The sequence below is a fragment of the Kitasatospora gansuensis genome, assembly GCF_014203705.1.
GTDB classification, from domain to species: domain Bacteria; phylum Actinomycetota; class Actinomycetes; order Streptomycetales; family Streptomycetaceae; genus Kitasatospora; species Kitasatospora gansuensis.
In genome coordinates this window covers 7,432,243-7,451,045 of record NZ_JACHJR010000001.1, presented here as the reverse complement: position 1 = coordinate 7,451,045, position 18,803 = coordinate 7,432,243, and the positions used below count along the sequence as shown (strand labels likewise).

Here is an 18,803-nt window from a genome sequence, read left to right as displayed (position 1 = left end):
CCTTCACCGCGTACCCCAGGTGGGTGACCAGCGGTCGGGCGGCCGGCGAGAGTACGAAGTCGACCAGCGGCGGGATGTCCTCGTCGGGTGGGCGCAGCCCAGCGCTCAGGCAACAACCCGGTCGTCCACCAGCCGCAGCCGGTAGCTGCCGCGCGGCGGGGCCACCGGCAGCCGCCCGGCGCCGAGTTCGGTCAGCAGGACGGTCGGGTCGGTGCCGACGGTCACCGTGCGCGGCTCGCCGTCCAGCCGGACCAGCATCAGGCCGAGGTCCAGCTCGAGCACGTCCGGCAACAGCGGCACCACGGGGCAGGTCCGCCTGAGGTGCTCGGCGAAGGCGAACGCCTCGTCGGTGGCGAAGAGTTCGGGGGTCCGCTGCCGGGCGTACCCGGCGATCAGCTCGCGTACCCCGGCCTCGCCCAGGGTCAGCAGGAGCAGCCGGACGGTGTGCACGAGCGTCCCGGCCAGGGCGCCCGCGCGGAACTCCAGGATCAGTTCGCGCAGCAGGTCGATCGCCGGATCGGCCGCCAACTCCCGTTCCAGCGCCGTCCGAGGCTCCCGCCCCACGGCCAGCCCGCCGAGGGCGGCCTCCCACTCCTCCGGCGCGGCCCCGCCCGCCACCGGGTCCGGCGGACGGAGCGGTACGGGCGCGGCGGCCGTGACCACCGGCCACAGCTCCCGCAGCCGGTCCGTCAACTCCCGTACGGCACCGGCCTCCAGGCCCGGCGCGGCCGAGGCCGTCACCTCGAAGAGCACGGCCCGGAGCGCGGGCAGCCGGGGCAGGACGCGCTCGGCGAGCCGGATCAGGTCCTCGTCGGGCAGGCCGCTGTGAGCGTCCAGCCAGTAGCCGCGGTGCTCGAAGCCGCCGGCCAGGTGGACCTCCCAGACCCGATCCAGCGGGAGCTCGGCGAGCAGCTCGTCGACGGTGCAGCGGCCGTTGCGCTCGTTGGCCAGCACGTTGTGCAGGTCCAACAGCAGCCCGCAGTCGGCCTGTTCGGCCACCCGGGCGGCGAAGGCGCCGTCACCGAGCTCGTCGGCCCGGGGCCGGAGGTAGTTGGTGCCGAGCTCCACCGCGAACGGGACGGGCAGGGCCTCGGCCATCGCCCGGACCGACCGTACGCTGCGCCGCACCCCGGCCGGGGTCTGCCGGGGCGGCAGCATGAAGCCGGTCCGGAAGCCCTCGGCTCCGCCGACCCGGTTGAACGCCAGGTGCTCGCTCACCCAGGGCACGGCCAGCTGCTCGGCCAACTCCCCCAGCAGACGGGTGTGTTCGGCGTCCGGCAGCACCGAGCCGCCGACCGGGTTGCCGATGCTGTGCAGCAGCCGGGCACCCGGCAGGTCGGCCAGGCGGCGCAGGGCCTCGTCGTCGGTCGCGACGGTGCCGTCCGGGCGGGACCGCCAGAAGGTCTGCGGTTCGATCTCGACCACGTCGAGCCGGTCGCCGCACTCCTCCAACAGCCGCTCCAGGCCCCGGACATACGTGAGCCCGACCCCGAGACGCCGCATCGCACCGACCTCCCCGCGCCGCCCGGCCGCCGCGTCAGCGGGCCCGGCCGGAGCTGCCCAGGGTGAACTCGGCCGAGCGGCCGAAGGACCAGTCGAAGCCGGAGTGGCAGCTCGGGCAGTTGTCCTGGTTGACGGCGGTCTTGACCGGCGCGGCCATCCGGTCGAGGCCGTCCGCGGCCGAGAGGGAGAGGGTGATCTCGGCCGGGGCCTCGGCGGCGAGCAGGGTGGACGACACGGGGTACCTCCTGATCTGGCGCCCGGAAGCCCGGGCACCGGTAGCGAGCGACGTGAGCAGAAGCATGCCGTGCGGACCGCGTCGATCCGGTGCCCGAGCCGTGAAACTGCCGCCGAACTGCCGGTCGGAGCACCGGACTTCAGGCGGTCCCGGCGCCGCCGGTCCCCTGCGCGTCCTGCAGCGGGAAGGCCATCACGGTGATCCCGACGGGCGTGGTCCCCGGCGTGTGCGGCGGCCGCGCGGCGTCGTGCAGCTCGACCGCCAGATCGGCGAGCCGCCGGCTGACGCTCCGCCAGGTCTCCGGGTCCACCCACAGCTCGCCGTCGACCGTCACCCCCTCGCTCCCCTCCACCCGGCGGGCGGCCCGCTCCCGCAGGCTGTGCGCCAGGGTCTCGGCCAGCAGCGGTGTCGCCTGACGCTGGTCCGACAGCGGCGACCCCTGGACCGTCCGGTAGCGGCGCTCCCGGCCGCCGCGGCGGGTGCGTTCCTCCGCCAGCTCCACCAGCCCGACCGCGTCCAGGCGGCGCAGGTGCTGGCTGGCCAGCGCATGGGAGACGTCCAGTTCGCGGGCGAGCTCCGCGGCCGACATCGGGCCGGGCCACATCAGGCTCAGCATCCGGAGCCGCAGGGGGTGGGCAAGCGCGCGCAGCACGGGATCGGTCTCGGTCACGCAAGCCAGTAAAGCGCATCGGGCCACCTGCCACCCCTACCGCCAATGAAATGATTGGGGGTAGGGTGTGCCGCGATCGAGACTGCGAGGGGGCGGCGCATGCGCTGGGGAATTGTCCGGGTCCTGCGGGACCGCAATGCGGGTCTGTATCTGGGCGGGGTGATCCTCTCCGGGTTCGGCGACTCCGCCATGGCGCTGGCCGCCGGGATCTGGGTCAAGACACTGACCGGCTCCGACAGCCTCGCCGCGCTGGTGGGCTTCTGCATGTGGCTGCCGGCCTTCGTCGGCCCCGCGATCGGCACCCTGGCCGACCGGGTACGCCGCCGCCCGCTGCTGGTCGGCACCAATCTCGTCCTCGCCGCCGTGCTGACCGCGCCGTTGGCCCTGCGTTCACGCGAGGACGTGTGGCTGCTCTTCGTCGTGCTCACCCTGGTGGGCGTGGGGACGGTGCTCGTGGACGCGGCCGAGACCGCACTGATCGCCGCCGCCGTACCGGGCGAACTGCGCGGCGACTTCAACGGCTTGGTCCGCACCTCGATCGAGAGCATGAAGCTGGTCGCCCCACTGGCCGGAGCCGGTCTGTTCACCGCTTTCGGCGGACCGGCCGTGGCCCTGCTGGATGCGGTGACCTTCGTACTGGCCGCAGCCGCCTTCCGCCTGATCCGGGTCCGCGAACCCCGGCCCGCCCCCCGCTCCGAACGGTCCTGGACCACCGAGACCGCGGAAGGCGCCCGCTACCTGTGGCACCACCCGGTGCTCCGCCCGCTGGTCCTCGCCGGCGGGGTGGCCATGGTGGCCTCCAGCCTGAGCAGCGCGGCCACGTACGCGATGCTCGATGTCGGCCTGCACCGGTCCCCGGCCTTCGCGGCGGTGCTCACCACGCTCCAGGGTCTCGGCTCCGTCGTCAGCGGCCTGGCGGCCGGTGCGCTGCTGCGCCGGATGCCCGAGCGCACCTTCGCGGCGGCCGGGATCGCGCTCTTCGCCCTCGGCGTGCTCGCCCGGTCGACCCCCTCGCTGCCCCTGGTGCTGGCCGGCAGCCTGGCGATCGGCCTGGGCCTGCCGTACCCGCTCATCGCCGCCCTCACCGCCGTTCAGCGGGAGACTCCCGGCGAACTGCTCGGCCGGGTCGCGGCCACCGCCAGCACCCTGCTGTACGCGCCCACCGGACTCGCCCTGCTGGTGGGCACGGGGATGGTGGCCGGCCTCGACTACCGGGTGCAGATCATCACGGCCGGCACGCTCGCCCTCGGCACGGCCGCCGTACTCCTCCTCGCTCCGAAGAACACGCCGGACCCCAACTCCCTTGCAGCGCACGGGATGAGCGCTGAACCGGGGCAGTGATTAGCGCCCCGTCCGCCCGATGCGGCACAGTTGGCGCATGAAGTCGGACCTCGGCACCGCCGTCCCCACCCGGCGCCGCCCCGTGCAGCAGCGCAGCCAGGAGCGGTATGAGCGCCTGCTCGACGCCTGCGCGGGCCTGCTGGACGAGGTCGGCGCGAGCGCGCTGACCACCAAGGAGACCGCGCACCGGGCCGAGGTCCCGATCGGCACCCTGTACCAGTTCTTCGCCGGCAAGGAGGACCTGCTCGCCGCCCTGGCCGAGCGGAACCTCGACCGCTACCTGGACCGGCTGGCCCGCCGCTTCGACGCCGAGACCCCGCCCGACGTGGCGGGCTTCGTCGACCTGGCGGTGGAGGAGTTCGTCGCGATGAAGCGCGTCGTCCCGGGCTTTGGCCGGCTCGACTTCGGCCTGGTCGAGCAGCTCCCGGCCGGGGTCGCCGACGACCAGCACCTGCTCGACCGGGAGCTGGACAACAACGCCGCGGTGGCCCGCCGGCTGCGCGCCCTGAGCGGCGGCCTGTTCGACGGGCCCGGCCACCCGCTGGCGCTGCGGGTGGCGATGGAGAGCGCCGACGCCGTCCTGAAGCTGGCCTTCCGCACCGACCCGGCCGGCGACCCCGCGCTGATCGCCGAGTGCAAGCGCCTGCTCCGCCGCTACCTCACCGATCCCGGTGGCTGAGCGCACGGACCGCCCGGGCGTTGCGACCGCCCCGTTCCCGCCGCACAGTGGAGATCGGGACGGCAACCGCACCCGACAAGGAGCAGACCATGCAAGCGACGGTAGGCGATCACCTCCACACCCACAGCAGGTCGGTCGGGATGGCGGACCGGCAGGGCGAGATCATCGAGGTCCGGGGCCCCGAAGGTGAGCCCCCGTACCTGGTGCGCTTCGAGGACGGCCACGAAGGACTGGTCTACCCCGGCCCCGACACCGTGATCGAACGTCAGCAGCCCGCCCACTGAACCCATCTCCCCCGGAGCCCCGTGGACACCCCCGCCCCACTCCCCGGCCCGTTCGAACACCTCACCCCACTGCTGGACAGCTACGGCTACCTGGCAGTGGGGGTTCTCGTGTTCCTGGACAACTGCGCGATCCCGGTCCCCGGCCAGACCGTGCTGGTGCTGGCCGCGGTCTACGCGGGCACCGGCCGGCTCAGCATCGCCGCGGTGCTCGCGATCGCGCTGGTCGCCGCCGTGGCCGGGGACAGTCTCGGCTACCTGCTCGGCCGCACCGGCGGCCACCGGCTGGTCGAGCGCTGGGGCCGGTACGTGCTGCTCACCCCGGCCCGGATGGCGCACGCCGAGGAGTTCTTCGCCCGGCAGGGGGTCAAGGTGGTCACGGTGGCCAGGTTCGTCGACGTGCTGCGGCAGACCAACGGCATCGTGGCCGGGACCACCGGGATGAGCTGGCAGCGGTTCCTGCCCGCCAACGTGCTCGGCGCGGTGCTCTGGGTCGGCGTCTGGGGCAGCGCCGGGTACCTGGCCGGCGACAACATCGGCCCGCTGTACGAACAGGTGATGCGCTACCAGGTGCTGGTGCTGCCGGCGCTCGGCGTGCTGCTGGCCGGGCTGATCGGCTACCGGCTCCGGCTCCGGAGCAAGCGCCGGAGCCGGAGCCGGTGAGCCCGAGGGATCGTCAGCCCGCGCTGCGGATCGAGTAGTTGAAGTCGGCGTGCCCGAAGTGCCCCATCAGCTTGAGCCAGAACGGCATCAGCATCTCCAGCGACCGGGCCGCCGTGATGTCCCCCAGGTCCAGCACCGAGCCCTGCGGCCAGCCGAACTCGGCCAGCAGGGCCACCACGTCCGCCTTCGCCTCGGGGTCGTTGCCCGCCACGAACAGGTTGTGCTCGCCCGGCACCCGGCCCGGGTCCACCATCACCTCGGAGTTGACGGTGTTGAGCGCCTTCACCACCCGGGCCTCGGGGAACTCGCGCTGGATCTGCTCGCCGACGCTGTCGGTGTTCACCGGCTCCAGGCTCACCTCGCCCAGCGGCGAGAAGACCAGCGGGTTGGAGACGTCGATCAGCACCTTGCCCGCCAGCGGCTCGGCCCCGGCGAGCCGGAGTGCCTGCACCGCCACCACGCCGGAGGTCGCGTTGATCACCAGCTCGCCGAAGGCGGCGGCCTCGGCGAAGGTCCCGCTGTGCCCGTACGGTCCCGCCTGCTCGGCCCAGGCCAGCGCGGCCGCGTTCTCCTTGCTGCGCGAGCCGAGGGTCACTTCGTGCCCGAGCGACACCAGCTTGCCCGCGAGCGTCCGCCCGACGTTGCCCGTCCCGATGATCCCGACCCGCATGGTGTGACTCCCCGTGCTCAACCGACTGTGCGGACACCCTAACTGAGCCGCGGTCAGGCCGCCGGGAGGGTCCACACCTCGGAGCGCCCGCCCTTCCCGGACGGGCGCTCCGACGGGGGCGGACTACTCCACGGTCACGCTCTTGGCCAGGTTGCGCGGCTTGTCGACGTCCCGCTTGAGGGCCACCGCCGCGTGGTAGGCGAGCAGCTGGAGCGGGATGTTGAGCAGCAGCGGGTCGAGCTCCGGCTCGCTGCGCGGGACCAGGATGGCGTGGTCGGCCAGCTTGGCGTCGGGGGCGCGGTGGGCGATCGCCAGCACCCGGCCGGCCCGGGCCTTGATCTCGCCGAGGGTGGTGAGGTTCTTGTCCAGCAGCTCGTCGTCCGGGACCAGCGCCACCGTGGGCAGGTCCGGGTTGATCAGCGCGAGCGGGCCGTGCTTGAGCTCGCTGGCGGGGTACGCCTCGGCGTGCACGTAGCTGATCTCCTTCAGCTTCTGCGCACCCTCACGGGCGACCGGGAAGCCCCGGACCCGGCCGATGAACATCATGCCCTCGCTCTTGGCGTACTCCGCGGCCAGCTCGGCGATCTTGTCCTCGCCGGCCAGGATCTCCCGGATCTGGTCCGGCAGCGCCTTCAGGCCCGCGACGATCCGGCGGCCGTCGGCCGGGGAGAGGTCGTGGATCCGGCCGAAGTGCAGCGCCAGCAGCGCGAAGGCGATCACGGTCGAGGTGAAGGCCTTGGTCGAGGCGACCGAGATCTCCGGACCCGCGTGCAGGTAGATGCCGCCGTCGCACTCGCGGGCGATCGCGCTGCCGACGGTGTTCACCACACCCAGCACCCGGCCGCCCTTGCGCTTGATCTCCTGGACGGCGGCCAGCGTGTCGTAGGTCTCGCCGGACTGACTGACCGCCACGTAGAGGGTGTCGGCCTCGATCACCGGGTTGCGGTAGCGGAACTCCGAGGCGGGCTCGCTGTGCGCGGGGATCCGGGCCAGCTCCTCGATGAGCTGGGCGCCCATCTCGCCGGCGTAGTAGGCGGAGCCACAGCCGAGGATCTTCACCCGGCGGATCTCGCGCAGCTCGCGGGCGTCCAGGTTGAGGCCGCCCAGGTGCGCGGTGGCGAACCGCTCGTCGAGCCGGCCGCTCAGGGTGCGCTCGACCGAGGCGGGCTGCTCGTGGATCTCCTTGAGCAGGAAGTGCTCGTAGCCGGCCGTGTCGTAGGAGTCGATCTCCCAGTCCACGGTGGACGGCTGACGGGTCACCGTGCGGGCGTCCTCGGTGAGGGTGCGGAAGCCGTCGGCGCGCACGGTGGCCAGCTCGCCGTCCTCCAGGTGCACCACCTGGCGGGTGTACCGGACCAGGGCGGCGACGTCCGAGGCGACGAACATCTCCTTCTCGCCGAGACCGAGCACGATCGGGCTGCCGTTGCGGGCCACCACGATCCGGTCCGGCTGGTCGGCGTCGACCACGGCGATGCCGTAGGTGCCGACCACGTGGCCGAGCGCGGCGCGCACCGCGTCCTCCAGCTCGACGCCCTCGCCGACGTGCGCGGCGACCAGGTGGGCCAGCACCTCGGTGTCGGTCTCGGAGCGGAACACCGCACCCTCGGCGGTCAGCTTGGCGCGCAGCTCGTCCGCGTTCTCGATGATGCCGTTGTGGACGACCGCGATCCGCTCGGCGTTGTCCAGGTGCGGGTGCGCGTTGGCGTCACTCGGCACGCCGTGGGTGGCCCAGCGGGTGTGGCCGATGCCGGTGGTGCCCTTGAACCGCGCGGGTACGGCGGCGGCGAGGTCGGCGACCCGGCCCTTGGTCTTGCAGACCTTGAGCGTGCCGGGCTTCCCGATGACGGCCACCCCGGCCGAGTCGTAGCCCCGGTACTCCAGCCGCTGGAGTCCTTCGAGCAGGAACGCGGTGGCGTCCTTGGGACCGATGTAGGCCACGATGCCGCACATGGTGGTACTCCTCTGTCACGTCGTCGGGTGGTACGGGCGGGGCGGGCTCAGCCGTAGACGATCCGGCGCAGCTGACGGGTGGACAGCTCGGGCGCCGCGACCCTGCGGGCGGTGAGCTCACCGGTCAGCCGGTCGAAGATCTTCTCGTTGGTCAGGCCCCGCGCCTGCAGCTCACCGTGGCGGCGGCGGACGTACTCCTCGGTGCTCTCGGAGAAGTACGCCAGCACCTCCGCGACCACTCGCGCCGCCTCGCCGGGCCCCAGTGGGGTGGTCCGGGTCAGGTGTGCGAGCAGGTCTTCGTGAGGGTGTGGTGAGACAGGCACGAGAGGGGAGCCTAGGCGTCGAACGGGCGTACTCCAAGAATCCTGCCCGAAATCGGGCAGGGGTTCCCGCTTTCGGCTCCGATCCGGCTCGGAACGGCCCCCGGCGGACGGTCCGTAGTCGTCCTGTGAGAGTGTGTGGGATTGGTGACCGGGGGGCGCTCTCCTCGTTGACCTGTCGGCCGCTCGGGGAACGGCCGGCCCGACACTTCCCGAATGGCCGTCAGAAACGTTCCGTTTCGCGCGGCTGACGCCAGGATGGGAGACGCAACCGTCCGAAGCGAACCGCCGGGGGACCACAGCTCATGCAACCGCGACTCTTCGCGATCATCACCGCCTTCCTGCTCGGCGTGCTCGGGCTGGGCGCGGTGGCGGTCACCCAGTGGACCCCGCAGGCGGCCGTGCAGGCCGGCGCCCCGGCTGCCCCGGGCGTCTCGGGTGCCCCGGCGGCACAGAGCAGCGGCCCCGCCGCCTCCCCCAGCCCGACCGGCGACCCGGCGGTGTGGACCCGCTCCACCCTGCGCAACAAGCTGATGGCCAAGATGGAGGCCACCGACCCCGGCGTCGCGCTGGCCGAGCTGGACGCGATCAGCAAGAAGCTCCCCTACACCGTCCGGTTCTGCCACCCGATCGCGCACGAGCTCGGGCACACGGCGGTCAAGCGGTACCACGCGGACTTCCAGAAGGTGATCTCCTTCCCGCACGAGACCTGCGCGGCGGGCTACCTGCACGGCGCGGTCGAGGAGATGCTGAACGCCTCCGCCAACCCGGAGGAGGACCTGCTCAAGCTCTGCGCCCCGGCCAACCAGGGCAAGTGCATCCACGGCGTGGGCCACGGGACGATGTTCGTCGCCAAGCAGGACGTGGCCAAGGCCCGCGCGCTGTGCAACAAGTTCCCCACCGACAGCCGGAAGATCACCTGCTCCGAGGGCCTCTTCATGCAGCTCTTCGGCCCCGACGAGGAGGACGAGAAGGCCAAGGCCAACCTCGACCCCGCCGCGCTGGCCAAGGACCCGCTCTACCCCTGCAAGGACCAGCCCTCGCTGTTCCAGTCCGCCTGCTTCTTCTACGCGCCGACCTTCTACCTGAGCTCGCACGACTACGCCAACCACGAGAACGTCTACGCCGACGCACTCAAGTGGTGCCTCAACGGCCAGGCCAGCGGCGGCGCCAACGACTGCAGCCGGGGCGTCGGCTCCCGGACCATGAAGTACAACCTGGACCGCGAGGACTGGGCCGCCAACCAGTGCGCCACCGCCGCCGACTCCTGGCAGCGCAAGGCCTGCACCCAGGGCCTGATGAGCTACTACACCGTCAACTACACCGAGGCGGGCGCGGGCTCCCGGCTCTGCTCGAAGATCACCAACAAGGAGATCGCGGGCTACTGCCGCACGGCGGGCGGCCTCGCCACCACCCTCGACTAAGGTCATCCGTGAACCGGGTACGCCGAGGAAGCCGTGCCTCCATGCCCCCTGATGGAGCAGCAGCATGAGCGACACTGCCGACGACTTCCGCACCGCCGCCCGGGCCGCCGCCGAGCTGGTCTCCGACTACCTCGACGCGGTGCCCGGGCGCACGGTCTGGCAGCCGATGGACCCGGCCGACCGACTGGCCCTGCTCGACCTGCCGCTGCCCGCCGACGGCGTGCCGCTGGAGGGCCTGCTGGAGGTGATCGGCAGTCAGCTGATGACCGCTCCGATGGGCAACGGCCACCCGCGCTTCTTCGGCTGGGTGAACTCCGCGCCCGCCCCCGCCGGGGTGCTGGCCACCCTGGCCGCCGCCGCGATGAACCCCAGCTCGGCCGGCGGCGACCACGCCGACGTCCACCTGGAGCGGGCCGTGGTCCGCTGGATCGCCGAACTGGTCGGCTTCCCGCACCCGGCCGGCGGCGGCATCCTCACCTCCGGCACCTCGATGGCCACCATCCTCTGCCTGGCCGCCGCCCGGAACCGGGCCGCCCGCCGGGCCGGGCACGACCTGCGCGCCGACGGCCTGGCCGGGCTGCCCCCGCTGGTCGCGTACGCCACCGCCGAGACCCACTCCTGCGTCCGCAAGGCGGTCGAACTGCTCGGCCTGGGCAGCCGGCACCTGCGCACCGTGGCCACCGACGCCGAGGGCCGGCTCGACCCGGCCGCACTCGCCGAGGCGGTGGCCGCCGACCGGGCCGCCGGGCTGCTCCCCTTCCTCGCGGTCGCCTCCGCCGGCACGGTCGGCACCGGCGTGGTGGACGCCTTCGACCCGATCGCCGACGTCTGCGCCGCCGAGGGCCTGTGGCTGCACGTGGACGGCGCGTACGGCGCCTTCGGCGTCCTGGACCCGGCCATCGCCGACCAGTACGCCGGGATGGACCGGGCCGACTCGCTCGCCCTCGACCCGCACAAGTGGCTCGGCGTCCCGGTGGACTGCGGCTGCGCCCTGGTCCGCGACACCGAGGAGCTGCGCGGCACGTTCAGCCTGGTCCCCTCCTACCTGCGCGACGAGGCGGCCGGGGCGCTCGGCTGGTTCTCCGAGTACGGGATGGAGCAGACCCGCCCGTTCCGCTCGCTCAAGGTCTGGGCCACCATCGCCCACCGCGGCCGCGCCGGGCTGGCCGCCGACATCGCCCGCTGCACCGAACTGGCCCGCCGGCTGGGCGCGCTGGTCGAGGCCGACCCGGAGCTGGAACTGCTCGCGCCGGTCCGCACCTCGATCGTGGCCTTCCGCTACCTGCCCGCCGACCCGGCGCTCGCCGACGCCGTGAACCGCGAACTGCCGGTCGCCGTCCAACTGCGCGGGCGGGCCTTTGTTACGGGCGCGCTCCTCCAGGGCCGCGAAATGCTCCGGGCGTGTCTGCTGAACGCCGCCACCACCGAAGCCGACCTGGACCTGCTGTTGTCCGAAGTCCGCAGCGCAGGACGGGAACTGACGGAGCGTCCGACCGGTTCTTGATCTGAGGGGAGGCAGTTCGGATGCCATCCGCAGACATTTACCAACAGGTCACGGGGGATTCGTGATCGCGAAACACCGGAAGAGCACGATGCTTCCATGGACACGACTTCACAGCCTTCCCGCGCCCAGCGCCGCAGCGCCCGCAACCACCGCTGGCGCCGCGACACCACCGAGCTCGCCGCGGTCTTCGTCGCGGTGGCGGCCGCCGACCTGGTCGCCAACACGGTGGTGCACGGCCACGACGGCCCGGTCCTGCTGGTCGCCTCGGCGCTCGCACTGGTCGCCACGGCCGTGTTCCACGCCTGGTGGGCACACCGGCACCCGCACGGGCCGCCCGGCCCCGACCCGGCCGCACCCCCGGGAGCGGAGGCGGCCGAGGTGACCGGACCGCTGCGCGACTTCGAGCAGACCGCCCTCTGGCGGCTGCGCGCCACCGTCTCCGACTCCCCCGGCAGCCTGGCCCGGATCTGCACCGCCCTGGCCGGGCAGCAGGTCAGCATCGTCTCGATGCAGACCCACCCGCTGCCGGTCGGCGCGGTGGACGAGTTCCTGGTCCGCGCCCCGCTGGCGCTCAGCCGGGCCGACCTGGCCCGGGCCGTCGCCTCCGGCGGCGGCCAGGACATCTGGACCGAGCAGGCCGACGCCCACGACCTGGTGGACGAGCCGACCCATGTCCTCGCACTTGCCACCCGGACGGCGCTGGACGCCGCCGAGCTGCCGGTCGCGCTGCGCCGGCTGTTCGGCCGGTGCACGATCCGGCAGTTCCCGAACGGCGGCGCGGCAGCCGTGGCCGGCGCCGACGGCCACGTGATGCGCCTGCCGGTCCCGTCCGGCGACCTGATCGAGCTCAGCCGCCCGCACCTGCCCTTCACCCCGACCGAGTTCGCCCGGGCCCAGGCCCTGGTCGAGCTGGACTCGCTGCTCGGCCCCCGCGTCCCCAAGGTCGAGGCCCGGCTCACCCTCCCCGCCGGGACCGACCTGACGGTCCGTCGCGCCGACCCCGAGGACAAGGCCGCCGCCCTCGCCATGCACGGCCGCTGCTCCTCCGACGCCCTCCGCAAGCGCTACCACGGCCCCGTCAAGGACGCCGACCGCTACCTCGACCACCTGCTCGACCCCCGCCACGGCCAGACCCTCGCGGTGGAGACCTCCGACGGCCGCATCGTCGCACTCGCCCACCTGATGTGGGACGACGACAGCGCCGAGATCGCCCTCCTGGTCGAGGACGCCTGGCAGCGCCGCGGCCTCGGCGTCGACCTCCTCCGCCGGATGGCCGCCCTGGCCCTGGAAGCCGGCGTCCCCACCATCTACGCGGTCACCCACGCCTCCAACACCGGCCTGATCTCCACCATGCGCCGCCTCTCCGCCCCGCTGGACTACCAGGTCGAGGACGGCACCCTGGTCATCACCGCCCACCTCTCCGAAGCCACGGAACAGCTCCCGACCCCGTGGCCCAGCCGATAGGCAGCCGGTCGGACGTCTACGGTCAGGGGCTCGGGGAACGGCGACGGTTCGTGGCTGGCGGGTATCACTGCGAAAGTGCCTGACCCTTTACGTACGTTGACGCTCCTGAGGCCGGCGTCGCAGTTCCCCGAGTCCCTGGTAGTGCACGGCTGAGCGAGCGTCAGAAGTGCCCCTGCGCGGTGTCGCGGGACGGAGTGGGTAGGCTGGCCCCGTTCTGCCGCGCAAGCGGCGCCGCAGCAAGGAGGACCACAGAGCATGCCAGGCCCCGATTCGGAAGCCGCAGCCGTACGCGACGCCTCGCTGCCCGCCCGTGCCAAGATCGCCGTGACGGCGGGCCGTGTGGCCGCCGCCCTGTCGCAGAAGGCCGGCCGGGGCAGTGGCTCGGTGATCGGTGGCAAGATCGCCCTCAAGCTGGACCCCGACCTGCTGGCGACCCTCTCCGACCACCTCGACGTGGTGCTGGTGAGCGCGACCAACGGCAAGACCACCACCACCCGCCTGATCGCCGAGGCGCTGCGCGCTGCCGGCCCGGTGGTCTCGAACGCCCTCGGCGCCAACATGCCCGCCGGGATCACCGCCGCCCTCGCGGGTGGCAGCGAGGCCCGCTTCGGCGTGATCGAGGTGGACGAGAAGTACCTGGCCGGCGTCGCCCGCGACACCCGGCCGAAGGCCATAGCGCTGCTCAACCTCTCCCGCGACCAGCTGGACCGCGCCGCCGAGACCCGGATGATGGCCGAGAAGTGGCGCGAGGGCCTGCAGGACACCGACGCGGTGATCATCGCGAACGCGGACGACCCGCTGGTGACCTGGGCCGCCTCGTCCTGCCGCAAGGTGGTCTGGGTGGCCGCCGGTCAGGCGTGGAAGGAGGACGCCTGGTCCTGCCCGTCCTGCGGTGGCGTGATGCAGCGTCCGGGCGACGACTGGTTCTGCCAGGACTGCGGCTTCCGCCGTCCGCAGCCGCACTGGGCGCTCCAGGGCACCCACGTGATCGACCCGCAGCGCGGCGCCTGGCCGATCCAGCTCCAGCTGCCGGGCCGGGCCAACCTGGCCAACGCGACCAGCTCGGCCGCGGTGGCCGCCGTCTTCGGCGTCGCCCCGCAGGTCGCGCTGCAGCGGATGCAGGCCGTCACGGCGGTCGCGGGCCGCTACGACGTGGTGCAGTACCTGGGCCGCGACGTCCGGCTGCTGCTGGCGAAGAACCCGGCCGGCTGGCTGGAGACCTTCTCGCTGATCGACCAGCCGCCGGCCCCGGTGATCCTCTCGGTCAACGCGCTGGACGCGGACGGCACCGACACCTCCTGGCTGTGGGACGTGGACTACGAGCGGCTCTCCGGCCACCCGATCTTCGTGATGGGCCAGCGCAAGCTGGACCTGGCGGTCCGGCTGGAGGTGGCGGGCCTGCAGTTCCAGGTGGTGGACACCCTGGAGCAGGCGGTCCGGGCGGCCCCGCCCGGGCGGATCGAGGCGATCGCCAACTACACGGCGTTCCAGCAGCTGCGCAAGGCGGTGGCGAACTGATGGCGACTCCCCCGTTCCAGGAGAACCCGTACCAGCAGCCCGTCCACCCCGGCGCGCCGCAGCAGCCCGCGTACCCCACCGAGCCGCCCCAGGTGCGGCCGCAGTCCGGAAGGTCCCAGAGGATGAGCGAGAGCAGCCTGCGCCTGGTCTGGGTCTACCCGGACCTGCTGAGCACGTACGGCGACCGCGGCAATGCCCTGGTCGTCGAGCGCCGGGCCCGCCAGCGCGGCCTGAACGTCCAGCGGATAGACGTCCGTTCGGACCAGGCGGTGCCGACCAGTGGTGACATCTACCTGATCGGCGGCGGTGAGGACCGTCCGCAGCGGCTGGCGGCCGAGCGGCTGGCGGCGGACCAGGGTCTGGTCCGGGCGGCCGAGAACGGCGCGATCATCTTCTCGGTCTGCGCCGGGTACCAGATCCTCGGCCACGAGTTCCTGAACGACCGGGGCGAGCGCCAGCCGGGCCTGGGCCTGCTGGACGTCTGGACCGGCCGGGGCGAGGGCGCCCGCTGCGTCGGCGACGTGCTGGCGGAGACGGACCCTCAGCTGAACCTCCCTCAGCTCACCGGCTTCGAGAACCACCAGGGCGTCACCCACCTCGGCCAGGGCGTCAAGCCGCTGGCCCAGGTCCAGGTCGGCCGGGGCAACGGCACCGGCGACGGCACCGAGGGCGCCTGGCGGGACACCATCTTCGGCACCTACCTGCACGGCCCGGTGATGGCCCGTAACCCCGCCGTCGCCGACATGCTGATCAAGCTGGCGCTGGACGTGAACGCGCTGCCGCCGGCCGACACCACCTGGTACGACGCGCTGCGCGCCGAGCGGATCTCGGCGACCCGTCAGCCCGCCTGAGCTGTCCACGGGTTGAGCCGGGGGTCAACAACCCCCGGGTTTCGTACGACAATAGAAGAGCCGAACGCACACCCTCCTAAGGCGTTCGGCGCAGTACCGCGCGGGCCGGGTCAAAGGTGACGCGGCCCACATCGGCGCCTGCCCGGTCGGACCCGGGCGCCGTATGGTGGAAGTCCGGCTGACCTCACTTCCCCCAGCCTTCGGCTGGGAGGGGCCCCCTTGGGAGTTGCAAAGCAATGCGTATTGGAGTGCTCACCAGCGGCGGTGACTGCCCCGGCCTGAACGCCGTGATCCGTTCCGTGGTCCACCGGGGGGTGGTCGACCACGGCGACGAGATCATCGGGTTCCAGGACGGCTGGCGCGGTCTCCTGGAGGGCGTCCACCGCCCGCTCACCCTCGACTCGGTGAGCGGCATCCTCGCCCAGGGCGGCACCATCCTCGGCTCCTCCCGGGTGCAGCCGAGCCACCTGCGGGACGGCGTCGAGCGGGCCAAGCAGTACTGCGCGGACCTCGGCATCGACGCGGTGATCCCGATCGGCGGCGAGGGCACCCTGAAGGCCGCCAAGCTGATGAGCGACGGCGGGCTGCCGGTGATCGGCGTCCCGAAGACCATCGACAACGACATCGCCTGCACCGACGTGACCTTCGGCTTCGACACCGCCGTCTCGGTCGCCACCGACGCGCTCGACCGGCTGAAGACCACCGCCGAGTCGCACCAGCGGGTCATGGTGGTCGAGGTGATGGGGCGTCACACCGGCTGGATCGCCCTGAACGCCGGCATGGCGGCCGGTGCGCACGCGATCGTGGTGCCCGAGCGGCCGTTCCACATCGACAAGCTGACCGCGGTGGTCCGCGAGCGCTTCGACCGGAACAAGAAGTTCGCCATCGTGGTCTGCGCCGAGGGCGCCAAGCCCGAGCCCGGCTCCATGCACTGGGAGGAGGGTGTGAAGGACATCTACGGCCACGAGCGGTTCACCGGCATCGCCAACCAGCTCTCCCGCGAGCTCGAGCACCGCCTCGGCAAGGAGGCCAAGCCGGTCATCCTCGGCCACACCCAGCGCGGCGGCACCCCCACCGCGTACGACCGCGTGCTCGCCACCCGCTTCGGCTGGCACGCCGTCGAGGCCGCCCACAAGGGCGCCTTCGGCCACATCACCGCCCTCCAGGGCACCGAGATCAAGCTGGTCCCGCTCGCCGACGCGGTGGCCGACCTGAAGACCGTCCCGGCCGAGCGCTACGTCGAGGCCGAGACCGTCATCTGACGCTCCCGCACCGCAGCAGGGGTGGTCCTCCGAGCCGGAGGACCACCCCTGCTGTCGTCAGACCGCGCCTTCCTTGACCATCACGAAGCCGAACCAGTGATGACTGTCGGAGTAGTCCCCCTGGGAGTCCGACCCGGTCGGGACGACGATCCCCGGACCGCCGATGTGACCGAACGGCCCGCCCGGCTGGGCCTGGAACGGGATGTGCACCACCGTCGGGACGGGCCCGAACAGGCCGATCCCGGGCGGGATCGCCAGCTGGTAGATCGACGGGACGGCCGGGTCGTCGTTCTCGTACAGCATGGTCAGCCCCGGCGGCCGGCCGCCGGCCGGGACGCGCGCGTAGAACGGGGTGGAGAAGGTGAAGTGCGAAACGCTCTCCGTCGGATGGAGCAGTCCGGCCCCGTTGTAGAACTGGAAGGCGATCGGCTTCGCGGGGCCGCCGATGACCAGCGGCGCCCCCTCAGTGGTGAAGTACAGGTTGCTGTTGCCCTTGACCGGGTGCTGCTTGCTCTTGCGCACGCTGATCACCGGGAACTCGTTGTGGCTGAGGTCGCCGTCCGTGTCCTCGGTGTTCCCCTCGTCGGTCGTGAAGATCACCCGCCCGGAGGCGGGGATGTTCGGCGCCTCCGGATGCAGGGTCAGCTGCACCACGACATCGACGGTGGTACCCACCGTGATCCCGTCGAAGGCGACCTTGAACATCGACGGCACGTCCGGGGCCGTGTTCTCGTACAGCCAACTGGTCGTTCCGCCCGGGACGTTCGGCAGCGTGGCCACGTTGATGAAGTACGGCGTGATGAACTTCAGCGACACCGGCCCCGTGGCGTCGTCCGGCCCGTAGTTCCCGCAGGTCACCGTCATGGTGCCGTTGCCCGCGTCGTCGAACTCCCCCATCTTCACCCGGCAGAACAGATCCACCGAATTGCCCCCCACCCGGCCATCGGCAGCAACCGAACGCTTCGGCACGGCCCTGGCCCCGGCCGACTCCGCCACCCCGAGACCGAGCGCCATCACCGCCCCGCCGACCCCCGCGGTCTTGAGCACCGACCGCCGCGGGATCGGCCCCGAACGGTCGGACGACGTGCCGGGATGCTGACTGTCGTTCATACGGGGAACCCTCCGCCGAGTGACTGCATATGCACTGTGTGTATGCAAGCTACTCGGGCGGCGGCCCCTTTCCCGGAACCGGACCCGGCACGTCCGGCTATTCGTCGATACGTAGCGGGGCGCGCCCTCGGCCGGTACGCAGTACCCCGCGCGCCGCTGAGCCACCGTCACCGCCGGGGCGGATAGCGTGCACAGTGCCGGTGCGACCGCCAGGAGGGACAGCCCGATGAAGATCCTCGCCTACGGGGTCCAGTCCGACGAGAAGCCGCTGCTGCACGCCGCGTTCGACGCCGGCCACCAGCTGCGCTCGCTCTCCGTCTTCCTCAACCAGGACACCGCACCCCTGGCCGCCGCCTACCCGGCCGTCAGCACCAGCGTCAACTGCGAACTCGACGCCGAGGTGCTCGCCCTGCTCGCGGCCGGCGGCACCGAGCTGATCGCCCAGCGCTCCACCGGCTTCAACAACATCGACCTGGCGGCCGCCGCCGAACTCGGCCTCACCGTCGCCCGGGTCTCGCACTACAGCCCGTACGCGGTCGCCGAACACGCCTGGGCCCTGGCGCTCGCCGTGAACCGGCGGCTCACCCGGGCCGCCACCCGCTCCCGGGAGTTCGACTTCCGGCTCGACGGTCTGCTCGGCCGCGACATCCACGGCATGACGGTCGGCGTGATCGGCACCGGCAAGATCGGCGAGTGCTTCGCCCGGATCGCGCACGGCTTCGGCACCCGCCTGCTCGGCTGGGACATCGCCGAGAACCCGGCCTGCCTCGACCTCGGCATGACGTACGTCGAGCGCGCCGAACTGCTCGCCCGCAGCGACCTGATCAGCCTGCACGTCCCTCTCCTCCCCGACACCCACCACGTGATCGACGGCGCCGCGCTCGCGCTCATGAAGGACGACGCCATCCTGATCAACTCCAGCCGCGGCGGCCTGGTCGACACCGCCGCCCTGGTCGAGACCCTGCGGCACGGCAGGCTCTCCGGCGTCGGCCTGGACGTCTACGAGGAGGAGACCGGCATCTTCTTCTACGACCGCTCCCTCGAAGGCATCAACGACGACACCTTGGCCCGCCTGGTCACCTTCCCGCAGGTCCTGGTGACGTCCCATCAGGCGTACTTCACCCACACCGCGGTCGGCCAGATCATCGACGCGACCGTCCGCAACATCGAGGACTTCGAGGCCGGCCGCCACAACGAGAACACCCTCGTCCCGAAAGCCACCGACTGAGACCCCATCAGCTTCCGTGCACCGCTCGGCCTGCCTGAACCGGGCAACTACCCGTCGGCGAGCTCCTCGACATGCCGCCGGGCCGCAGCCGGCACGTCTCCCGGGCCTGGCGCGCCGGTAGTCGCCCAGG

At 72.3% G+C, this 18,803-nt stretch carries 18 protein-coding genes; 11 read left to right on the top strand and 7 right to left on the bottom strand.

Translation table 11 applies throughout. The features are described from left to right. Nucleotides 1-105: 105 nt before the first annotated feature. From F4556_RS33620 to F4556_RS33610, 3 genes are all read right to left on the bottom strand, one after another. Complete coding sequence (locus F4556_RS33620) at nucleotides 106-1,503, bottom strand: MbnB/TglH/ChrH family RiPP precursor modification enzyme (protein ID WP_184922928.1); 1,398 nt, start codon at nucleotides 1,501-1,503, stop codon at nucleotides 106-108. A gap of 34 nt (nucleotides 1,504-1,537) precedes the next feature. Continuing rightward, a complete protein-coding gene (locus tag F4556_RS33615; RefSeq protein ID WP_184922926.1) occupies nucleotides 1,538-1,738 on the bottom strand; it encodes a hypothetical protein in 201 nt (66 codons plus the stop codon). A 139-nt stretch (nucleotides 1,739-1,877) separates the two neighbouring features. Next, complete coding sequence (locus F4556_RS33610; RefSeq protein WP_184922924.1) at nucleotides 1,878-2,408, bottom strand: ArsR/SmtB family transcription factor; 531 nt, start codon at nucleotides 2,406-2,408, stop codon at nucleotides 1,878-1,880. Nucleotides 2,409-2,507: 99 nt separating this feature from the next. On the opposite strand from F4556_RS33610, the gene F4556_RS33605 reads away from it, so the two are divergent. The 4 genes from F4556_RS33605 (at nucleotide 2,508) to F4556_RS33590 (ending at nucleotide 5,372) form a co-directional block, all read left to right on the top strand. Continuing rightward, nucleotides 2,508-3,749: an MFS transporter gene (locus F4556_RS33605; RefSeq protein WP_184922922.1), complete on the top strand. Its 1,242-nt coding sequence runs from the start codon at nucleotides 2,508-2,510 to the stop codon at nucleotides 3,747-3,749. 37 nt (nucleotides 3,750-3,786) lie between these two features. Continuing rightward, the gene (locus F4556_RS33600) at nucleotides 3,787-4,428 is read left to right on the top strand and encodes a TetR/AcrR family transcriptional regulator (protein ID WP_184922920.1); all 642 of its coding nucleotides are present in this window, start codon (nucleotides 3,787-3,789) and stop codon (nucleotides 4,426-4,428) included. Between the two features lie 89 nt (nucleotides 4,429-4,517). Further along, a complete protein-coding gene (locus tag F4556_RS33595; protein ID WP_184922918.1) occupies nucleotides 4,518-4,712 on the top strand; it encodes a DUF1918 domain-containing protein in 195 nt (64 codons plus the stop codon). Between the two features lie 21 nt (nucleotides 4,713-4,733). Next, a complete protein-coding gene (locus tag F4556_RS33590) occupies nucleotides 4,734-5,372 on the top strand; it encodes a DedA family protein (protein WP_184922916.1) in 639 nt (212 codons plus the stop codon). 13 nt (nucleotides 5,373-5,385) lie between these two features. On the opposite strand, the gene F4556_RS33585 is transcribed toward F4556_RS33590, so the two are convergent. The 3 genes from F4556_RS33585 to F4556_RS33575 form a co-directional block, all read right to left on the bottom strand. Next, nucleotides 5,386-6,042 (bottom strand): NADPH-dependent F420 reductase, encoded by a 657-nt coding sequence (locus F4556_RS33585; RefSeq protein ID WP_184922914.1) that lies wholly within the window; start codon nucleotides 6,040-6,042, stop codon nucleotides 5,386-5,388. 123 nt (nucleotides 6,043-6,165) lie between these two features. Beyond that, nucleotides 6,166-7,992, bottom strand: a complete 1,827-nt coding sequence (gene glmS / locus F4556_RS33580) for a glutamine--fructose-6-phosphate transaminase (isomerizing) (RefSeq protein WP_184922912.1) — start codon at nucleotides 7,990-7,992, stop codon at nucleotides 6,166-6,168. A gap of 47 nt (nucleotides 7,993-8,039) precedes the next feature. Next, the gene (locus F4556_RS33575) at nucleotides 8,040-8,315 is read right to left on the bottom strand and encodes a hypothetical protein (RefSeq protein ID WP_184922910.1); all 276 of its coding nucleotides are present in this window, start codon (nucleotides 8,313-8,315) and stop codon (nucleotides 8,040-8,042) included. Between the two features lie 302 nt (nucleotides 8,316-8,617). Between F4556_RS33575 and F4556_RS33570 the strand changes: the two genes are divergently transcribed. The 6 genes from F4556_RS33570 (at nucleotide 8,618) to F4556_RS33545 (ending at nucleotide 16,335) form a co-directional block, all read left to right on the top strand. Beyond that, entirely contained in the window at nucleotides 8,618-9,736 is a 1,119-nt protein-coding gene (locus F4556_RS33570) for a hypothetical protein (RefSeq protein ID WP_184922908.1), read from the top strand. Between the two features lie 64 nt (nucleotides 9,737-9,800). Beyond that, complete coding sequence (locus tag F4556_RS33565; RefSeq protein ID WP_184922906.1) at nucleotides 9,801-11,240, top strand: pyridoxal phosphate-dependent decarboxylase family protein; 1,440 nt, start codon at nucleotides 9,801-9,803, stop codon at nucleotides 11,238-11,240. A 96-nt stretch (nucleotides 11,241-11,336) separates the two neighbouring features. Then, nucleotides 11,337-12,704, top strand: coding sequence for a GNAT family N-acetyltransferase (locus F4556_RS33560; RefSeq protein WP_184922904.1), 1,368 nt, complete (start codon nucleotides 11,337-11,339; stop codon nucleotides 12,702-12,704). A gap of 255 nt (nucleotides 12,705-12,959) precedes the next feature. Beyond that, nucleotides 12,960-14,222 carry a MurT ligase domain-containing protein gene (locus F4556_RS33555; protein WP_184922902.1) on the top strand — a complete coding sequence of 421 codons (1,263 nt, stop codon included), beginning with the start codon at nucleotides 12,960-12,962 and terminating at the stop codon, nucleotides 14,220-14,222. 122 nt (nucleotides 14,223-14,344) lie between these two features. Then, on the top strand, nucleotides 14,345-15,073 hold the full coding sequence (locus tag F4556_RS33550) for a type 1 glutamine amidotransferase (RefSeq protein ID WP_184925616.1): 729 nt from the start codon (nucleotides 14,345-14,347) through the stop codon (nucleotides 15,071-15,073). A gap of 236 nt (nucleotides 15,074-15,309) precedes the next feature. Further along, the gene (locus F4556_RS33545; RefSeq protein ID WP_184922900.1) at nucleotides 15,310-16,335 is read left to right on the top strand and encodes a 6-phosphofructokinase; all 1,026 of its coding nucleotides are present in this window, start codon (nucleotides 15,310-15,312) and stop codon (nucleotides 16,333-16,335) included. A gap of 57 nt (nucleotides 16,336-16,392) precedes the next feature. Here F4556_RS33545 and F4556_RS33540 read toward each other — a convergent pair whose 3' ends face one another. Beyond that, the gene (locus F4556_RS33540) at nucleotides 16,393-17,445 is read right to left on the bottom strand and encodes a hypothetical protein (protein WP_184922898.1); all 1,053 of its coding nucleotides are present in this window, start codon (nucleotides 17,443-17,445) and stop codon (nucleotides 16,393-16,395) included. A gap of 226 nt (nucleotides 17,446-17,671) precedes the next feature. On the opposite strand from F4556_RS33540, the gene F4556_RS33535 reads away from it, so the two are divergent. Beyond that, nucleotides 17,672-18,673: a 2-hydroxyacid dehydrogenase gene (locus F4556_RS33535; protein ID WP_184922896.1), complete on the top strand. Its 1,002-nt coding sequence runs from the start codon at nucleotides 17,672-17,674 to the stop codon at nucleotides 18,671-18,673. Nucleotides 18,674-18,803 lie beyond the last annotated feature (130 nt).